This window comes from Burkholderia sp. Cy-637, assembly GCF_011753175.1.
GTDB lineage: Bacteria > Pseudomonadota > Gammaproteobacteria > Burkholderiales > Burkholderiaceae > Burkholderia > Burkholderia gladioli.
In genome coordinates, this window is sequence record NZ_VWWC01000152.1 from 1 (window position 1) to 16,943 (window position 16,943).

The 16,943-nt window shown below is 67.2% G+C and carries 13 protein-coding genes; 4 read left to right on the forward strand and 9 right to left on the reverse strand.

Annotated features, from left to right (window positions below; genetic code table 11):
* The 3 genes from F3J10_RS28040 to F3J10_RS28050 form a co-directional block, all read right to left on the reverse strand.
* Positions 1-3,064: efflux RND transporter permease subunit (locus F3J10_RS28040; protein WP_167243471.1), on the reverse strand; the 3,064-nt coding region annotated here is incomplete at its 3' end.
* A 13-nt stretch (positions 3,065-3,077) separates the two neighbouring features.
* Positions 3,078-4,331, reverse strand: coding sequence for an efflux RND transporter periplasmic adaptor subunit (locus F3J10_RS28045; protein ID WP_167243472.1), 1,254 nt, complete (start codon positions 4,329-4,331; stop codon positions 3,078-3,080).
* A gap of 401 nt (positions 4,332-4,732) precedes the next feature.
* Positions 4,733-5,002: a DUF4148 domain-containing protein gene (locus F3J10_RS28050; protein ID WP_036054581.1), complete on the reverse strand. Its 270-nt coding sequence runs from the start codon at positions 5,000-5,002 to the stop codon at positions 4,733-4,735.
* 477 nt (positions 5,003-5,479) lie between these two features.
* Between F3J10_RS28050 and F3J10_RS28055 the strand changes: the two genes are divergently transcribed.
* Entirely contained in the window at positions 5,480-6,373 is an 894-nt protein-coding gene (locus tag F3J10_RS28055) for a LysR family transcriptional regulator (RefSeq protein ID WP_013689283.1), read from the forward strand.
* 94 nt (positions 6,374-6,467) lie between these two features.
* Here F3J10_RS28055 and F3J10_RS28060 read toward each other — a convergent pair whose 3' ends face one another.
* From F3J10_RS28060 to F3J10_RS28080, 5 genes are read right to left on the reverse strand one after another with little or no spacing between them, the layout of a single operon-like run.
* Complete coding sequence (locus F3J10_RS28060) at positions 6,468-7,463, reverse strand: XdhC family protein (RefSeq protein ID WP_167243473.1); 996 nt, start codon at positions 7,461-7,463, stop codon at positions 6,468-6,470.
* Positions 7,463-8,791, reverse strand: a complete 1,329-nt coding sequence (locus F3J10_RS28065) for a cytochrome c (RefSeq protein WP_167243474.1) — start codon at positions 8,789-8,791, stop codon at positions 7,463-7,465. The genes F3J10_RS28060 and F3J10_RS28065 overlap by 1 nt, the downstream gene beginning before the upstream one ends.
* Positions 8,788-11,043, reverse strand: coding sequence for a xanthine dehydrogenase family protein molybdopterin-binding subunit (locus F3J10_RS28070; RefSeq protein WP_167243475.1), 2,256 nt, complete (start codon positions 11,041-11,043; stop codon positions 8,788-8,790). The genes F3J10_RS28065 and F3J10_RS28070 overlap by 4 nt, the downstream gene beginning before the upstream one ends.
* 2 nt (positions 11,044-11,045) lie before the next feature.
* Complete coding sequence (locus F3J10_RS28075; protein WP_013689279.1) at positions 11,046-11,501, reverse strand: (2Fe-2S)-binding protein; 456 nt, start codon at positions 11,499-11,501, stop codon at positions 11,046-11,048.
* Positions 11,502-11,554: 53 nt separating this feature from the next.
* Complete coding sequence (locus tag F3J10_RS28080; RefSeq protein ID WP_167233223.1) at positions 11,555-12,556, reverse strand: LysR family transcriptional regulator; 1,002 nt, start codon at positions 12,554-12,556, stop codon at positions 11,555-11,557.
* A gap of 569 nt (positions 12,557-13,125) precedes the next feature.
* Here F3J10_RS28080 and F3J10_RS28085 point away from each other — a divergent pair.
* Positions 13,126-13,569 carry a DUF2231 domain-containing protein gene (locus F3J10_RS28085; RefSeq protein ID WP_025101974.1) on the forward strand — a complete coding sequence of 148 codons (444 nt, stop codon included), beginning with the start codon at positions 13,126-13,128 and terminating at the stop codon, positions 13,567-13,569.
* Positions 13,562-14,881: a sorbosone dehydrogenase family protein gene (locus F3J10_RS28090; protein ID WP_205200507.1), complete on the forward strand. Its 1,320-nt coding sequence runs from the start codon at positions 13,562-13,564 to the stop codon at positions 14,879-14,881. Before F3J10_RS28085 ends, F3J10_RS28090 begins: the two co-directional genes overlap by 8 nt.
* 90 nt (positions 14,882-14,971) lie before the next feature.
* Here F3J10_RS28090 and F3J10_RS28095 read toward each other — a convergent pair whose 3' ends face one another.
* The gene (locus F3J10_RS28095) at positions 14,972-15,826 is read right to left on the reverse strand and encodes an alpha/beta hydrolase (protein WP_167243476.1); all 855 of its coding nucleotides are present in this window, start codon (positions 15,824-15,826) and stop codon (positions 14,972-14,974) included.
* 110 nt (positions 15,827-15,936) lie between these two features.
* On the opposite strand from F3J10_RS28095, the gene F3J10_RS28100 reads away from it, so the two are divergent.
* Entirely contained in the window at positions 15,937-16,815 is an 879-nt protein-coding gene (locus tag F3J10_RS28100; RefSeq protein WP_166915415.1) for a LysR family transcriptional regulator, read from the forward strand.
* Positions 16,816-16,943: the final 128 nt, after the last annotated feature.

Here is a 16,943-nt window from a genome sequence, read left to right on the forward strand (position 1 = left end):
GGATCATGAAGATCGCGAGGAAGGTCGCGGTCAGCATCCCGCCGATCACGCCGGTACCGATCGCGTGCTGGCTGGCCGAACCCGCGCCGTTGCTGATCGCCAGCGGCAGCACGCCGAGAATGAAGGCGAGCGAGGTCATCAGGATCGGGCGCAGCCGCAGCCGTGCCGCCTCCAGCGCCGCCTCGACCGGCCCCATCTTCTCCCCGACCTGCAGCTCACGCGCGAATTCCACGATCAGGATCGCGTTCTTCGCCGACAGGCCCACCGTGGTCAGCAGGCCGACCTGGAAGAACACGTCGTTCTCGAGGCCACGCAGCGTCGAGGCCAGCAGCGCGCCGATCACGCCGAGCGGCACCACCATGATCACCGAGAACGGGATCGACCAGCTTTCATACAGCGCCGCCAGACACAGGAACACCACCAGGATCGAGATCGCGTAGAGGATCGGCGCCTGCGAGCCCGACTGGATTTCCTGGAACGACAGGCCCGTCCACGAATAGCCGATGCCGGTCGGCAGTTGCGCCGCGAGACGCTGCATGGCCGCCATCGCCTGGCCAGTCGAGTTGCCGGTCGAGGCCTGGCCCTGGATTTCCACCGCCGAGATGCCGTTGTAGCGCTCCAGCTTCGGCGAACCATAGGTCCAGTGGCCGGTGGCAAAGGCGCTGAACGGCACCATCCCGCCCGCGCTGTTGCGCACGTACCAGATGCCCAGGTCTTCCGGCGTGACGCGGAACGGCGAATCCGCCTGCACGTACACCTTCTTGATACGACCGTCGGTATCGAGGAAGTTGTTGACGTACTGCGAGGCCCAGGCGATCGAGAAGGTCTGGTCGATCGCGGCAGCCGTCACGCCGAGCGCGTTGGCCTTCTCGCGATCGATGTCGACCTTGTACTGCGGCGTGTCGTTCAGGCCGTTCGGACGCACCAGCGCGAGCGTCGGATCCTTGGCGGCCATGCCGAGCAGTTGGTTGCGCGCCGCCATCAGCGCATCGTGGCCGAGGCCGCCGTTGTCGGTCAGCTCGAAATCGAAGCCCGCGGCGGTGCCCAGCTCGGGAATCGACGGCGGATTGAACGGAATCACGATGCCGTCCTTGTAGCCGGCATAGTGCCCGAAGGTCCGCTTAATCAGCGCCTGCACCTTGCGATCGGCGGCGCGGCGCTCCTCGAAGGGCCTGAGCTTGACGAACACCAGGCCGGCGTTCTGCCCGCGGCCGGCGAAGCTGAAGCCGTTCACGGTGAACACCGAGTCGACCACGTTCTTCTCTTCCTTGGCCATGTAGTCCGTGATGTCGGCCAGCGTGCGCGCGGTGGTCTCCTGGGTGGAGCCCGACGGCGTCTGGACGATCATGAACATGTAGCCCTGGTCCTCATCCGGCAGGAAGGACTTCGGCAGGCGCACGAACAGGAAACCGACGCCGACGATCACCGCGAGGTAGATCACCAGCCAGCGGCCCGAACGCTTGATCACGTGGTGCACGCCCACGTGGTACTTCTCGCGGCTCTTGTCGAAGTTGCGGTTGAACCAGCCGAAGAAACCCTTCTTCTCCTCGTGGTGACCCTTCTCGATCGGCTTGAGGATGGTCGCGCAGAGCGCCGGAGTCAGGATCAGCGCCACCAGCACCGACAGCACCATCGCCGAGACGATGGTCAGCGAGAACTGGCGGTAGATCGCGCCCACCGAGCCGCCCGAGAAGGCCACCGGCACGAACACCGCCGACAGCACCAGGGCCACGCCCACCAGCGCGCTGGTGATCTGGCCCATCGCCTTCTTGGTCGCTTCCTTCGGCGGCAGGCCTTCCTCGACCATCACCCGCTCGACGTTCTCGACCACCACGATCGCATCGTCCACCAGCAGGCCGATCGCCAGCACCAGGCCGAACATCGACAGCGTGTTGATCGTGAACCCGGCCAGGCCCATGATCGCGAAGGTACCGAGCAGCACCACCGGCACCGCGATGGTCGGGATCAGAGTGGCGCGCAGGTTCTGCAGGAACAAGTACATCACCAGGAACACCAGCACGATGCCTTCCAGCAGCGTCTTGACCACTTCCTCGATCGACAGGCGCACGAACGGCGTCGTGTCATACGGGTAATGCACCACCATGCCGTGCGGGAAGTACTTCGAGAGCTCCTTCACCTTGGCCTTGATCGCATCCGCCGTGGCCAGCGCGTTGGCGCCCGTGGCGAGCTGGATACCCAGGCCGGCGGTCGGCTGGCCCATGTACTTGGTGTCGAAGTTGTAGTTCTCCGCGCCCAGGCCGATCTGCGCGACATCCTTCAGGCGCACCTGCGAGCCATCCTGGTTCACCTTCAGCAGGATGTTGCCGAACTGCTCCGGCGTCTGCAGCAGGGTCTGCTCGGTGATGGTCGCCTGCAGCACCGTGCCGGCCTTGGCCGGCGTGCCGCCGATCTGGCCGCCCGCGATCTGCACGTTCTGCGCGGAGATCGCGTTCGAGACGTCGGCCGGCGTCAGGCTGAAGTTGTTCAGCTTGTTCGGGTCGAGCCAGATCCGCATCGCGTACTGCGAGCCGAGCAGCAGGGTCTGGCCGACGCCGTTCAGGCGGCTGATCGGGTCGAGCACGTGCGACGCGACGTAGTTCGTCAGGTCGTTGCGGCCCATGCTGCCGTCTTCGGAGTTGAACGCGATCCAGAGCAGGTAGCTGCTGCTGGACTTGGTCACCTTCAGGCCGAGCTGCTGCACCACCTGCGGCAGGATCGGCGTGGCCAGCGACAGCTTGTTCTGCACCTGCACCTGGGCGATGTCGGGATTGGTGCCCGGCGCGAACGAGATGGTGATCGTCGCGTTGCCCGAATCGTCGCTGGTCGACGACATGTACAGGAAGTTGTCGAGGCCGCTCATCTGCTGCTCGATCACCTGGGTGACCGTGTCCTCGACCGTCTTCGCCGAAGCGCCCGGATAGTTGGCCGTGATCTGCACCGCGGGCGGCGCGATCGTCGGGTACTGCGAAATCGGCAGCGTGAAGATCGAGGCGACGCCGACCAGCATCAGCACGATCGCGATCACCCACGCGAAGATTGGCCGATCAATAAAGAATTTTGCCATTTAGGACCCCTGGTTACTTCGCTGCGGACGCGCCCGATGCGGAAGCTGCGGAATCGGACGCGCCGGATGCCGGGGCGGACGCGGCCGGTGCCTGCGAGGCACCCGCGTCCGGCGCGGCGTTCGGATCGGGCGGCAGTTGCGCCGCCACCGGCTTGACCGTCATGCCCGGCTGGACCTTGCCCACGCCCTGCACGATCACGCGGTCGCCCGACTGCAGGCCGCCCTCGACGATCCAGTCCTGGCCGTAGGTGCCCGAGGTCTGCAGCACGCGCGGCGCGATCTTGTTGTCCTGGCCGACCACCAGCGCGGTCGCCTGGCCCTTCGGATCGTGCTGGATGCCGACCTGCGGCACCAGGAAGGCGTTGTCGTTGCTGCCTTCGTCGATGCGCGCACGCACGAACATGCCCGGCAGCAGCACGTGGTTCGGGTTCGGGAACAGCGCGCGGATCGTCACCGAGCCGGTGGTCTGGTCGACCGTCACGTCGGTGAACTGCAGCTTGCCCTCGAGCGGGTAGGTCTTGCCGTCTTCCAGCACCAGCTTGACCTTGGCCGCGTTCGGACCGGTCGTCTTGATGCGCCCGCTCTGGATGTCCTGGCGCAGCTTGAGGCCGTCCAGGCTCGATTGCGTGAGGTCGACGTACATCGGGTCGAGCTGCTGCAGGGTCGACATCAGCGTTGCCTGGCTGGCCTGCACGTAGGCGCCCGGCGTGACCTGCGAGATGCCGATGCGGCCCGTGATGGGCGAGAGCACGTCGGTATAGCCGAGGTTGATCTGCGCGGTGTCGACCGCCGCCTTGCCCGAGGCCACGTCGGCCGCGGCCTGGCCGGCCGAGGCCACGGCGTTGTCGTAGTCCTGCTTGCTGACCGCGTTCGAGGCCACCAGCACCTTGAAGCGCGCCGCCTGCGCGTTGGTCGAGGCGAGGTTCGCCTCGGCGCGCGCGAGCGTGGCCTTGGCGCTGTTCAGCGCGGCGATATAGGGCGCCGGGTCGATCTTGTACAGGCGCTGGCCCGCCTTGACGTCGGTGCCTTCGGTGAATTCGCGACGCAGCACGATGCCGTCCACCCGTGCGCGCACCTGGGCGACCAGGAAGGCATTGGTGCGGCCCGGCAGCTCGGTGACGACCGGCACCGATTGCGGCTGGACCGTCACGACGCCGACTTCCGGCACCGACGGCGGCGGCGCCGCGTCCTGCTTTCCGCAGGCGGCGAGCAGCGCGGCGGCTGCCGCGACAGGAATAATGCGATAAGAAACCCGTTCGACGCGCATGGAGCGACCTCTATAAGAATCAACGAAACGACACCGGGCCGGCGATGCAATGCCGGGTCCGATGGCAAACGCGGGGACGACAGACGCCTGCAGCCGCGATGACGGCAAAGGCCCGCGTCACGCCGGCCGTCCGCCACCCCGCACCGGCGGTGACGGCAAGACGACGCGACGACGACATCCGCGATGTGGCGCAAGCACACGTCGCGGACATAAAAACTTCATGAGAAACCGGGGAGCCCGGCCCGACCTCGCAGCGGAATGCGTCATCCCGCAGCGGCCTCAACTGGCGTTCTGCCGAATCGCGACGAGCGGTTTGCCCTGGATCCGGACTCGCCAAACTGATGGGCGGTGCGGGAAACTATCACAAACAAAGAATTGCTGCGTTGAACAAAACGCAAAAATCAATTGCCCGCGCCGACGCCGCCGACAGCGGCCGCCCCGCTCGCCATGCGCACCGCATCATGCTCGGCATGCACGCGAGCCGCCGCGGCTTGCAGATCCTCGACCCAGCGCGAGGGATTCTGGCGCGCCGGATTGAAACCGGCCTGTTCGTAGCGCGCCATTTCCTCCCGCACCTGCGCACGCGACAACACTGAATTGTCCTGGGCGAACGACACCGCGGGAACGACACATCCGGCCGCGACCAGGGCGGCTATCCATTTCGACTTCATGGTTTTTTCGACTCCAGAAAGCATCGGCTCGGCCGTCAGGACAGGTAAATGTCCGTGATGGCGTCAGCCAGGTCCGTCACGGCGGCCCGCGTCGTATCGCGAACCTGCCGCCCGGGGCCGGGAATGCCCCCCGTCTCCCGCGCCTTGCGGCGCCTGCTCCTGATCTGGACATCGCCGGTCCGTGGACCGCGCGATCTTGGTGGTGAACGCTGCGTGGATCGGCGGCGCCCGATTGCGCCGCGCGCCGGCAGTCGCGTTCCGCTGCCGGGGAACCGCAATGTAACAGCCACGCCATTGTTTGATTAGCGGCCCACGCCGGCATGGCCTTATGAACGCCATTCATGAATCGGCTCGCCGCGCGAGCCCGACAAACCGCGCCGGCGCGGGCCGAAGCCAGGCCGCACGCGGATTTTCGGCCGGTGATAGGATGCGCCTTCTTTATCTCGTTTTGATGTCCGCGCTTGCGCGGCGGATTCGATGGCACGCGACAATTTCAGCGATCTCCTGGCCTTTCTCGCCGTCGCGCGCGAACGCAGCTTCACCAAGGCGGCCTCGCAGCTCGGCGTTTCGCAGTCGGCATTGAGCCACACCATCCGCGGGCTGGAGACGCGGCTCGGCGTGCGGCTGCTCACGCGCACCACGCGCAGCGTCGCCACCACCGAGGCCGGCGAGCGGCTGATGCAGGTGGCCGGGCCGCGCTTCGACGAGATCGAATCGGAGCTCAACGCGCTGTCCGAGCTGCGCGACAAGCCGGTCGGCCTGATCCGCATCACCGCCACCGACCACCCGGTCGAGACCATCCTCTGGCCGCGCCTGAAGCCGCTGCTGGCCGATTATCCCGGCCTCAAGATCGAGATGTCGATCGACTACAACCTGTCCGACATCGTGGCGCAGCGCTACGACATCGGCGTGCGCTTCGGCGACCAGGTGGCCAACGACATGATCGCGGTACGGATCGGCCCCGACGTGCGCATGATGATCGCCGGCTCGCCCGAATACTTCGCGCGCCACCCGGCGCCGAAATCCCCGCAGGACCTGCTCGATCATGCCTGCATCAACCTGCGGCTGCCCACGCGCGGCAGCCTCTACGCGTGGGAGCTCAGGAAGGGCAAGCACGACCTGCTGGTGCGCGTGGACGGGCAGCTGATCTTCAACAGCACGCCGCAGATGCTGGCCGCCGCGCTGGAAGGTTACGGACTGGTCTACCTGCCCGAGGACCAGCTGATGCCGCAGGTGCGCGCCGGGCGCCTCAAGTGCGTGCTGAAGGAATGGGGCGCGACCTTCCCCGGCTACCACGCCTACTACCCGAGCCGCCGGCAATCGTCGCGGGCGCTGTCGCTGGTGATCGACGCCTTGCGGCATCGCGATTGAATCGAGGCGAGCGCCCGGCTGGCCTGAACGCCCGTCCCATCGCTTCGGGGCCCTGAAAGTTGCGCGCGCCGCCAAGGCGGCGGCGCTTCGGGCTTCACGACATCGCTTCGGTCTTCGCGACCGCAATCGTCATGGTCTGTGGAATCGCCACGCCGTTCTTCACCGCGGTGATCTCGGCCAGGATCGAGACCGCGATCTCGGGCGGCGTGCGGCTGCCGATATAGAGGCCCGCCGGACCGTGCAATCGCGCGAGCTGCGCCGCATCCAGGTCGAATTGCGCGAGCCGCTCGCGCCGCGCCGCGTTGTTGCGCCGCGAGCCTAGCGCGCCGACGTAGAAGGCCGGCGTCTTGAGCGCCTCCATCAGCGCGAGATCGTCGAGCTTGGGATCGTGGGTCAGCGCGATCACGGCCGAGCGCGCGTCGAGCCGCATCGCCAGCACGGTGTCGTCGGGCATGGTCCGCACCACGCGCACGCCGGGCACGTCCCAGGTATCGACATGCTCCTCGCGCGGATCGCAGACCGTCACCTGGTAGTCGAGGCCGGTGGCGATCCGGCACAGGTAGCGCGACAGTTGCCCCGCGCCGATCACCAGCAGCCGGTAGCGCGGGCCGTGCACGGTGCGCAGGTGCGCGCCGTTGAACACCAGGCCGTCGGCCGGCGTCGCCTCGTCGAGCGTGGCCTCGCCGCTGGCCAGCGACAGCGTGCGCGCCACCAGCCGGCCCGCGTCGATCGCCTCGCAGAGTTCGGCGATGCCGCTGGCCGGCGTCAGCGGCTCCAGCACCAGCTCGAGCGTGCCGCCGCAGGGCAGGCCGAAGCGATGCGCCTCGTCGGCGCTGATGCCGTAGCGGATCGTCTCCGGGCGCGCATCGGGGGCGATGCCGGCCTCGCGCACGCGCGCCACCAGGTCGTCCTCGATGCAGCCGCCCGATACCGAGCCGACCGCGAGCCCGTCGTCGCGCAGCGCGAGCAGCGCGCCGACCGGTCGCGGCGACGATCCCCACGTGCGCACCACCGTCGCCAGGAGCACGCGCCGGCCGGCCGCGAGCCAGCGGGTGCTGGTGCGCAGCACGTCGAGATCGACGCTGTCCATCAGTGCCCTCCCGCCGTCGCGGCGCGCAGCTTGGCCACCTCGTCGGCCGTCACGGCCGGCGCGTTGTTGTTCCAGCCCGCGCGGATGAAGGTCAGCACGTCGGCGATCTGCTTGTCGTCGAGCTGGTCGGCGAACTGCGGCATCGGATAGGCGGCCGGGATGCCGGCGATCACCAGGTCGCCCGTGCCGTTCAGCGTCACGTTGATCAGCGAGGCCGCGTTGTGCTCGAGCAGGTTCGGGTTGCCGGCCAGCGGCGCGAGCAGCGGGGCGAAGGCCTTGCCGTCGGTGCCGTGGCAATGCATGCAGTAGGCCGCGTAGACCGCCGCGCCCGGGTCGCCCGCCGGCCGCTTGAGCGCGGCCACGGTGCGCTGCGGATCGTAGCGATACGGCGGCGCGCCGGTGCCGCCCGCCGCCGGCAGCGATTTCAGGTAGCGCGAGATCGCCCCCAGATCCTCGTCGCTGAGGTACTGCGTGCTGTGGTTGATCACGTCGGTCATCGCGCCGAAGGCGCTGGCGTGCGCGTTGGCCCCGGTCTTCAGGAACTGCGTGAGCTCGGCCTCGCTCCAGCGGCCCAGGCCGGTATTGCCCTCGCCGGTCAGGTTGGAGGCGAACCAGTTGTCGAGCACACCGCCCGTCAGGTACGCGCCGCCGCTCTCGTCGAGTGCCTTCTCCTGGAAGCCGACGCCGCGCGGCGTATGGCACGAGCCGCAATGGCCGAGCCCCTGCACCAGGTAGGCGCCGCGATTCCAGGCGGCATCCTTGTCCGATTTCGACTGGTAGCGCGCGGTATCGAGGAACACCAGGTTCCAGAGCTTGAGCGGCCAGCGCATGTTGAGCGGCCAGGGGATGTCGGAGGCCTGGTTCGCCTGCGCGACGGGCGCCACGCCGTGCATGAAGTAGGCGTACATCGCGCGCACGTCGTCGTCGCTGACCTTGGCGTAGGACGGATACGGCATCGCCGGGTAGAGGTTGTGGCCGTCCCTGGCCACGCCCTCGCGCAGAGCGCGCGCGAAGTCGGCCTCGCTATAGCCGCCGATGCCGTGGTTCGCGTCCGGCGTGATGTTGGTGGTGTAGATCGCCCCCATCGGCGTGGTCATCTTCAGGCCGCCCGCGAACGGCTTGCCGTGCGGCGCCGTATGACAGGCGATGCAGTCGCCGGCGCGCGCCAGGTATTCGCCGCGCGCGACCAGGGCCGCGTCGGCATTGCCGGCGTTGGCTGGGGCATCGGCCGCCGCGGCGGCCGATGCCCACAGACCCAGGCCGCCCAGCGCGGCGACGCCGAACAGGCGGCGCAATCGGTTCGAAATCCTCATTGCTGGCCTCCTCATGCCGTCTTCTGCTTCAGTTGATTGCCGACCGGCATCTGGTAGAGCCGTCGTCCCGTGGCCGCGTGGATCGCGTTCGACAGGGCCGCCGCGATCGCCGAGGTGCCCGGCTCGCCGATCCCTCCCGGCGCCTCGGCGCTCTTGACGATATGCACGTCGATGCGCGGCGTCTGGTTGATGCGCAGCATCCGGTAGTCGGTGAAGTTGCTCTGCTCGACGCGGCCGTCGCGGATCGTGATCTCGCCATAGAGCGCGGCCGTGATGCCGAAGATGATGCCGCCCTGGATCTGCGCCTCGACCGTGTCGGGATTGACCACCATCCCGCAATCGACCGCGCAGACCACGCGGTTCACGCGCACCTCGCCGTTCTCGACGCTCACGTCGGCGACCATGCTGAAGAAGCTGCCGAACGCGTGCAGCACCGATACGCCACGGCCCTGGCCGGCCGGCAGCGACTGCCCCCAGCCCGATTCGCGCGCGACGATGTCGAGCACGTTGCGCGCGCGCGGCGTCGGCTCCAGCAGGGAGCGGCGATAGGCGACCGGATCGGCCTTGGCGCGCACCGCGAGCTCGTCGACGAAGCTCTCGACCACGAAGGCGCTGCGCGTCGGGCCCACGCCGCGCCAGAAAGCGGTCGGCACGTGGCGCGGTTCCTGGCGCACGTATTCGATGCGCTGGTTGGGGATCGCATAGGGCAGGTCCGAGGCCACCTCGACAGCGTCGGCATCGACGCCGTTCTTCAGCGAGCCGGGCACGAAGCGCGCCAGGATCGAGGAGCCGACGATGCGGTGCTGCCAGGCCACCGGCTTGCCGTTCGCGTCGACGCCGGCCGAGATGCGGTCGTAGTAATACGGCCGGTACATGTCGTGGCGGATGTCCTCCTCGCGCGTCCAGACCACCTTCACGGGCGCGTCCACCTGTTTGCCGACCTTCAGCGCCTGCACGATCATGTCGGTCTCGAGCCGCCGGCCGAAGCCGCCGCCGAGCAGGTGGTTGTGCAGCGTGATCTTGCTGGCGTCGAGCCCCGTCACGCGTTTCGCGGCCTCGATCGCGAAGCCGGGCACCTGGGTGCCGACCCAGATCTCGCAACTGTTGCCGGTCACCTGCACGGTGCAGTTGACCGGCTCCATGGTGGCGTGCGCGAGGAAGGGCTGCTGGTAGATCGAGTCGATGCGCGCGCCGGCCGTGCCGAAGGCCTTGGCGACGTCGCCGTCGTTGCGCGCCACGGCGCCCGGCTTCTCGGAGGCGCGCGCCAGATCGCCGACGATGTCGGCCATCGACACCTTCGCGCCATCGCCTTCGTGCCATTCGATCACCAGCGCCGAGGCGCCGCGCTTGGCGGCCCAGGTGTGGTCGCCGACCACCGCCACCGCGTTGTCGAGACGCACCACCTGGCGCACGCCCGGCACGCGCCTGGCCGCGCTGTCGTCGACGCTGGCGACGGTGCCGCCGAACACGGGGCAGTTGACGATCGCCGCGTAGCGCATGCCCGGCAGGCGCACGTCGAGCCCGAACTGCGCGCTGCCGTCGACCTTCTCCGGCGAATCGAGCCGCTTCACGGGCTTGCCGATCAGGGTGAACTTGTCGGGCGTCTTCAGCGCGACCTGGCTCGGCACCGGCAGCCTGGCCGCCGCGTCGACCAGCGAGCCGTAAGGCGCCTGGCGGCCGCTCGCGGCGTGGTGCACGGCGCCGTTGGCGGCCGAGCACGAGGCCGGATCGACCTTCCACTGCTGCGCGGCGGCCGTCACCAGCAGGCTGCGCGCGGTCGCGCCGGCGCGCCGCATCGGCTCCCAGGCGTAGCGGATCGAGGTCGAGCCGCCCGTCAACTGGCCGCCGCCCAGCAGCGGATCGCCATAGGCCTTGGCGTCGGCCGGCGCGTGGTCGAGCACCACGCTGTCGAGCAGCACTTCCAGTTCCTCGGCGATCAGCATCGGGATCGAGGTATAGACGCCCTGCCCCATCTCGACCTTCGGCATCACCAGCGTGACCTGCCCGGCGCGATCGATCCGCACGAAGGCGTTCGGCGCGAACAGGCCGGCCGGCGCCTGGTCGGGCGCGTCTCCGCCGATCACGGACGGGCGGCCCGATTCGCCGGCGGCCGGCACCGCGAAACCGAGCAGCAGGCCGCCGCCGGCCGCCGCGCCCAGCGTGAAGCCCGCCTGCAAGAAGCGCCGGCGCGAGATGCCGGCGCTGCTGTCGGCCGCCTGCTCCGTCTTGCCGGAGGCGCGGCCCGCTTCGATGATTCCCTCGGACATGGTCAGGCCTCCTGAGCGGCCAGCTTGATCGCCGCGCGAATCCGGTTGTAGGTGCCGCAGCGGCAGATGTTGCCGGCCATCGCCGCGTCGATGTCGGCGTCGTTCGGATGCGGGTTGGAGGCGAGCAGCGAGGCCGCCGCCATCACCTGGCCCGACTGGCAATAGCCGCACTGGACCACGTCGATCTTGCGCCAGGCCGCCTGGACCTTGGCGCCGGCCGGCGTCATGCCGACCGCCTCGATGGTGGTGATGTTGCGGCCGGCCACGGCCGCCACCGGCAGCACGCAGGAACGCACGGCCTCGCCGTCGAGGTGCACCGTGCAGGCACCGCATTGGGCGATGCCGCAGCCGAACTTGGTGCCGGTCAGGCCGACCAGGTCGCGCAGGACCCACAGCAGCGGCATGTCGTCGGGCGCGTCGACGGTATGCGACACGCCATTGATATTGAGGGTGGTCATCGAAAGCTCCCGGTTTGTGGGGTTGATTGTGCTTGGAGCGTGGAGCGGGTAAATCAGGCGTCGCAGTCGATCGGGTCGCGCTGCGGCGCGTCATCGGGTAAGGCGGGCGAGGCGCGCGGCTGGGTCAGCGTCGACAGCGCATGCGTCTCGAGTTCGAGCAGCGGCGGCACCACCGCGCGCAGGTAGTCGATGAAGGTGCGGACCTTGGCCTCGAGATGGCGCCGCGACGGATACAGCGCATGGATGCCGTGCGAGCGCAGGCGCCAGGCCGGCAGCACGCGCACCAGCGAGCCGTCGCGCAGGCCGTCGAGCGCGGTCGACAACGGCAGCGGCCCGATGCCCATGCCCGAGCGCAGCGCATCGGCCATCGCGTCGGCCACGTTGACGACGAAGGGCCATTGCCGACGCGGCGTGAACGATTCGGAGGACGCCGTGCCCTCGAGCTGCCAGCTTCCGGCCGAGGCATTGGGCACCATCAACTGCAGGCACACGTGATCGTGCAGGTCGTCGACCGTTGCGGGCGCATCCGAGCGGCGCAGATAGGCGGGCGAGGCGCACAGCACGCTGTAGGTGGTGCCGATGCGCTCGGCGATCAGCGCCGAATCGTCGAGCTGGCTGGCGACCACCACCGCGAGGTCGTAACCCTCGTCGACCAGGTCGGGCATGCGCTGTGCGAGCGTGAGGTCGATCGTGACCTCGGGATAGGTCTCGCGATAACGCGCCAGTCGCGGCAGCAGATAGTGCCGCCCGAAACCGGAACTCGCGTGGACTCGCAGGCGACCGCTGGGGCAGCGAGCCGCGCCGGAAGCTTCGGCCTCCGCATGATCGACCAGCTCGAGGATCTCGCGGCAGTGCGCGGCGTAGCGCTCGCCCGCCTCGGTCACGGCGATGCGGCGCGTGGTGCGATTCAGCAATCGCACCCGCAGCTGGGTTTCGAGAGACGAGATGGCGCGTGAGACCTGCGGTGTCGCGACATGCGCGGCCTGGGCGGCCTTGGTGAAACTGCCTGTCTCGACGACCTTCACGAACAGGCGCATGTTCTCGAGCGTGGGCATTCGATGTCGCTCCGATCAAGCCTGCCGATGCCCTCGCACCGGCGATGTCGCAAGGGGCTGCGACTCGACCGCCAATCATCGCACAGAGATTGATGAATGGTTTTCATAAGGGCATGCCGAAAATGGTCGAGCGCTATATCCATAAAAATCGTTCGCCCTTGACTGGCGAGGATTAGGCAAAACCGTTGCGCGCGCATCGAAACTCGTCTGTTGAGCAGTATGCATCGAAGACGTGGAATTTCGCCAGTCGCGCGTTCCTTAGTCTTGCTCACAAAAAGATTTTTCCGGCGAAATTCGCCGGCGAGCGCGCTTCGGCTCGATACGCGATGGCGCAGTCTCGTCTATATTTGTCTTACCGAAGCGCTATATCCCTCTATGCATATCCAATCCAGCGGGCTTGCAATGAGGAAATACCGGCGCGGCGGGTGGTGCAGTTGCAGCCTTGCCGTTTGATTGCCTGAGAGCTGAAGGCGCCGCGATTCCAGCGGCGCCGGTGGGACGGACACATCGCCCGATGTCGTCCGCGTGTTGCCAGCCGCATCTTTCCACTCAGAAACAAGGATCCATTCATGACTCCAGCCAGCCCGAGATATCGATCGAGATTCGCGACCGCGCTTTTCGATCTGCTCAACCCCATACCGTATGGCCTGTTCGTCGGTACGCTGATCTTCGACATCCTCTACGCCAACACCGCCAATGTGCTTTGGGCAAAGAGCGCGGCCTGGCTCGTCACCATCGGGCTCGTGATCGCGATCATTCCGCGCCTTCTCAACCTCGGCCATGTGTGGTTCGCCTCGCGCCAGGCGGTGCTGCCCGTCGAGCGCCTCGACTTCTGGCTGAACCTGGTCGGCATCGTCGCGGCGATCCTCAATGCCTTCGTGCATAGCCGCGACGCCTATGCGATCGTGCCCGAGAACGTGATCCTCTCGGTGATCACGGTCGCGCTGCTCGGCATCGCGCAGTTGATGCTCGCCGGCAACAAGTTCGTCGTGAAGGGAGGCAGCCATGAATAAGCCGGTTTGGGGAGGCGTCCTCACGATCGCCGTCGCGATGCTGTTCAGTGCCTGCAGCGAGAAGGCGAAGTACGATCCCGAGCACCAGGCCGGCTCGAATCCGCCGCTGCCGAGCGCGCAGAACTTCATGGTGCCGCCGATGCAGGTGCCCGAAGGCGTGGGCTGGAAGGACGGGCAGACGCCCAAGGTGGCGGCGGGGCTGAAGATCGAGAAGATCGCCTCGGGCCTCAAGCATCCGCGACAGGTCTATGTGCTGCCGAACCAGGATGTGCTGGTGGTCGAGTCGAGCAGCCCGAAGACGGAGCCCGTCACCACGCCGAAACAGTTGATCGCCGGGATGGTGACGAGCCGCTCGGGCAAGGGCGCCAAGGGCGGCAACCGGGTCACGCTGCTGCGCAAGAAGGCGAACGGCAGCGGCGAATGGGATCAGTACGTGCTCATCGACAAGCTCAATTCGCCGTTCGGCGTGCAGTTGATCGGCGATACGCTCTATGTCGCCGATACCGATGCGCTGCTGAAATTCCCGTATGCGACGGGCGAGACCAGGATCAGCGCGCCTCCTGTCGAACTGGCCGACCTGCCCAGCACCATCAACCATCACTGGACCAAGTCGCTGCTGGCGAGCCCGGATGGCGAGAAGCTCTATGTCGGCGTCGGCTCGAACAGCAATGTCGGCGAGAACGGGCTCGATGTCGAATATCGGCGCGCGGCGATCCTGGAGGTCGACGTCGCGTCGGGCGCGAGCCGCATCTACGCATCCGGCGTGCGCAATCCGACCGGCCTGCAATGGGAGCCGAAGACCGGCAAGCTGTGGGCGATTGCGAACGAGCGCGACGAAATCGGTGCCGACCTGGTGCCGGATTACCTGACCTCGATCCAGGACGGCGGCTTCTACGGCTGGCCCTACAGCTATTACGGGCAGCACGTCGACTCGCGCGTGAAGCAGCAGCGCCCGGACCTGGTCGCGAAAGCGATCAGCCCCGACTACGCGATCGGCTCGCACGTCGCCCCGCTCGGCTTGTGGTTCTATACCGGCAACAACCTGCCGGCCGAGTATCGCGGCGGCGCCTTCATCGGCGAGCACGGCAGTTGGGATCGCTCGCCGCTGAGCGGTTACGCGGTCGTCTACGTGCCCTTCGAGAACGGCAAGCCGAGCGGCGCGCCGAAGCCGGTGGTCACGGGCTTCGCGTCCGACGACGAAAAGCAGTTGTACGGCGCGCCGGTGGGCGTCACGCAGGATGGCGACGGCGGCTTGATCATCGCCGACGATGTCGGCGACGCGGTCTGGCGTGTGACGCGGGCAGGCAATTGAGGGATTGAGCGCCGGCACGATGCGATGGCGCGCGAGCAGTTGCGCCGCCATCGCATCCCTGCTGGCGAGTCGATCGAATCGTAACCGCGGTCAGGATCCTGGCCGATGCGAGTTGGCGAAGTCGACGATATGCCGGGCCACGCCCGACGGATCGTCCTCCATCAGGAAATGCCCGCAAGCGTCGAGCACGTTCAGCACCGCGCCCGGAATATCCGATTGCAGGCGATAGGCGTAGTCGAGTGGCTGCCATTCGTCCTGCACGCCCCACAGGATCTGCACGGGCAAGGCGAGCTTCGGCAGCCGTTCGCCGAAATCCGCCGTGTAGCGAGAGTCGTAGTGAGCGACCTGGTTGCGATAGAACCCGCTCTGGCCGATCACGCCGCAGATCGGCTTCAGGTAGCACGCCAGCAATTCACCCGTCATGCGCGACTTGTCGTGCACTGCCATCTTCAATTGCCGTGTCATCAGCTCGCGATGACGCTCGGCATCGACTCGCGCGAAACGCTGGTAATCATCGCGGAACTCGCGCCAGGTCGGCGACGGCCAGGAATCGTAGCCCGGCGCATCGGCTATCGTCAGGGAGCGTAAGCGCTCGCCGGCGTTCATCGCATACAGCAGCGCGGCGACACCGCCGATATCGTGACCGACGAGATGCACCGCGTCGAGCGACCAATGCTCGAGCAGGCGCTGGAGCAAGCGTGCCTGCTCGGCCACCGACGTGTCCGCGTCGACCGGACATTCGGATTCACCGAAGCCAAGCAGGTCGAACCAGTGGACGCTGAACCCCGCATCGCGACAGGCGGGAATCACGTTGCGCCAGACGATCGAATGCGCGGGCGTGCCATGGACCAGCACCAGGGGCGGCCCTTCGCCGACATGGCCGGTGGCAATTCGACGGCCGTCGATCAGGACATCGGCGCGGGCCAGGTTCCAGGGGGATGTCATCGTGGATCTCCTTGATTGGTGACTGTCGATCCAGTCTATGGAGGCCCTGCAAATGACGCCAATGACATCTACTATGAATGAATCGCAACTTTTGTCATGGATCCGTCGAGATGAGTGCTCCGAACCAGCGTCTGTCGATCGATACGCTACGGACCTTGCGCACGGTGGTGGATACCGGCAGCGCGACGGCCGCCGCGGATCGCCTGAACCTGAGCCAATCCGCCGTGAGCTGGAAGATCAAGCGCCTCGAGGCGCAGCTCGGCAGGACGCTGCTGCGCAGGGACGGGCGCCGACTGGTCGCGACGGCCGATGGCGAGGCGCTGCTTGCCCACGCTCGCCGCATTCTCGACGCACATGACGATGCGCTCGCCTATTTCGCGCCGTCGAGGCTGAAGGGGCGTGTTCGTCTTGGTGTGCCGGAGCAGGTCGGGCTGGATCGGATCGCTCCCTTGCTCGCGGAGTTTTCGCGCCGACATCCGCGTACCACGGTGCAGCTCAGCGTGATGCAGAGCCCGGCGCTACGGGACGCGCTGGCTCAGGACACGCTCGATCTTGCCGTGCACCAGGATTATCTCGATCGCATCACGAGCGCTGATACGCCGCTTTGGCGGGAGTCGCTGCATTGGTGCACCTCGGCGGCCACACCGTTGGCAGTCGCCAAGTCGATTCCGCTGGTGACGTTCGGCACGGGATGCCATTACGGCTGGTTGGCCCAGGCGACCTTGCGCGAGGCCGGCATGGATCATCGCATCGTGGCGGAAACGCCGTCGCTTGCCGGCATACAGAGCGCGATCGGATCGGGGCTCGGTTTCGGGATCCTGAACGACCGGGCGATCAGCAACGATGTGATGACGGCAGCTGAACTGGAGCGTCGCTTTCCGCTGCCGGACGTCGTCCACGCATTGAGATACGGGAAACGGGCGCGCGATGCCGCATTACGAGCACTGCACGAAGCGCTGCAGGGGATGTTGGGAAGTATTGCCGCTTGATTTTCTGGCGGCTGGAAAGACAAAACCCCCGCTGCCTAGGGCAACGGGGGTTGTCATGAGGGAAGCCTGACGATTACCTACTTTCACACGGGCAATCCGCACTATCATCGGCGTGGAGTCGTTTCACG

What these genes read in the sequence shown, in the direction of transcription:
- F3J10_RS28075 (WP_013689279.1), bottom strand. Translation starts at nt 11,501, where the DNA reads ATGACCACCCTCAATATCAATGGCGTGTCGCATACCGTCGACGCGCCC.
- F3J10_RS28070 (WP_167243475.1), bottom strand. Translation starts at nt 11,043, where the DNA reads ATGTCCGAGGGAATCATCGAAGCGGGCCGCGCCTCCGGCAAGACGGAG.
- F3J10_RS28090 (WP_205200507.1), top strand. Translation starts at nt 13,562, where the DNA reads ATGAATAAGCCGGTTTGGGGAGGCGTCCTCACGATCGCCGTCGCGATG.
- F3J10_RS28050 (WP_036054581.1), bottom strand. Translation starts at nt 5,002, where the DNA reads ATGAAGTCGAAATGGATAGCCGCCCTGGTCGCGGCCGGATGTGTCGTT.
- F3J10_RS28055 (WP_013689283.1), top strand. Translation starts at nt 5,480, where the DNA reads ATGGCACGCGACAATTTCAGCGATCTCCTGGCCTTTCTCGCCGTCGCG.
- F3J10_RS28100 (WP_166915415.1), top strand. Translation starts at nt 15,937, where the DNA reads ATGAGTGCTCCGAACCAGCGTCTGTCGATCGATACGCTACGGACCTTG.
- F3J10_RS28080 (WP_167233223.1), bottom strand. Translation starts at nt 12,556, where the DNA reads ATGCCCACGCTCGAGAACATGCGCCTGTTCGTGAAGGTCGTCGAGACA.
- F3J10_RS28045 (WP_167243472.1), bottom strand. Translation starts at nt 4,331, where the DNA reads ATGCGCGTCGAACGGGTTTCTTATCGCATTATTCCTGTCGCGGCAGCC.
- F3J10_RS28085 (WP_025101974.1), top strand. Translation starts at nt 13,126, where the DNA reads ATGACTCCAGCCAGCCCGAGATATCGATCGAGATTCGCGACCGCGCTT.
- F3J10_RS28060 (WP_167243473.1), bottom strand. Translation starts at nt 7,463, where the DNA reads ATGGACAGCGTCGATCTCGACGTGCTGCGCACCAGCACCCGCTGGCTC.
- F3J10_RS28065 (WP_167243474.1), bottom strand. Translation starts at nt 8,791, where the DNA reads ATGAGGAGGCCAGCAATGAGGATTTCGAACCGATTGCGCCGCCTGTTC.
- F3J10_RS28095 (WP_167243476.1), bottom strand. Translation starts at nt 15,826, where the DNA reads ATGACATCCCCCTGGAACCTGGCCCGCGCCGATGTCCTGATCGACGGC.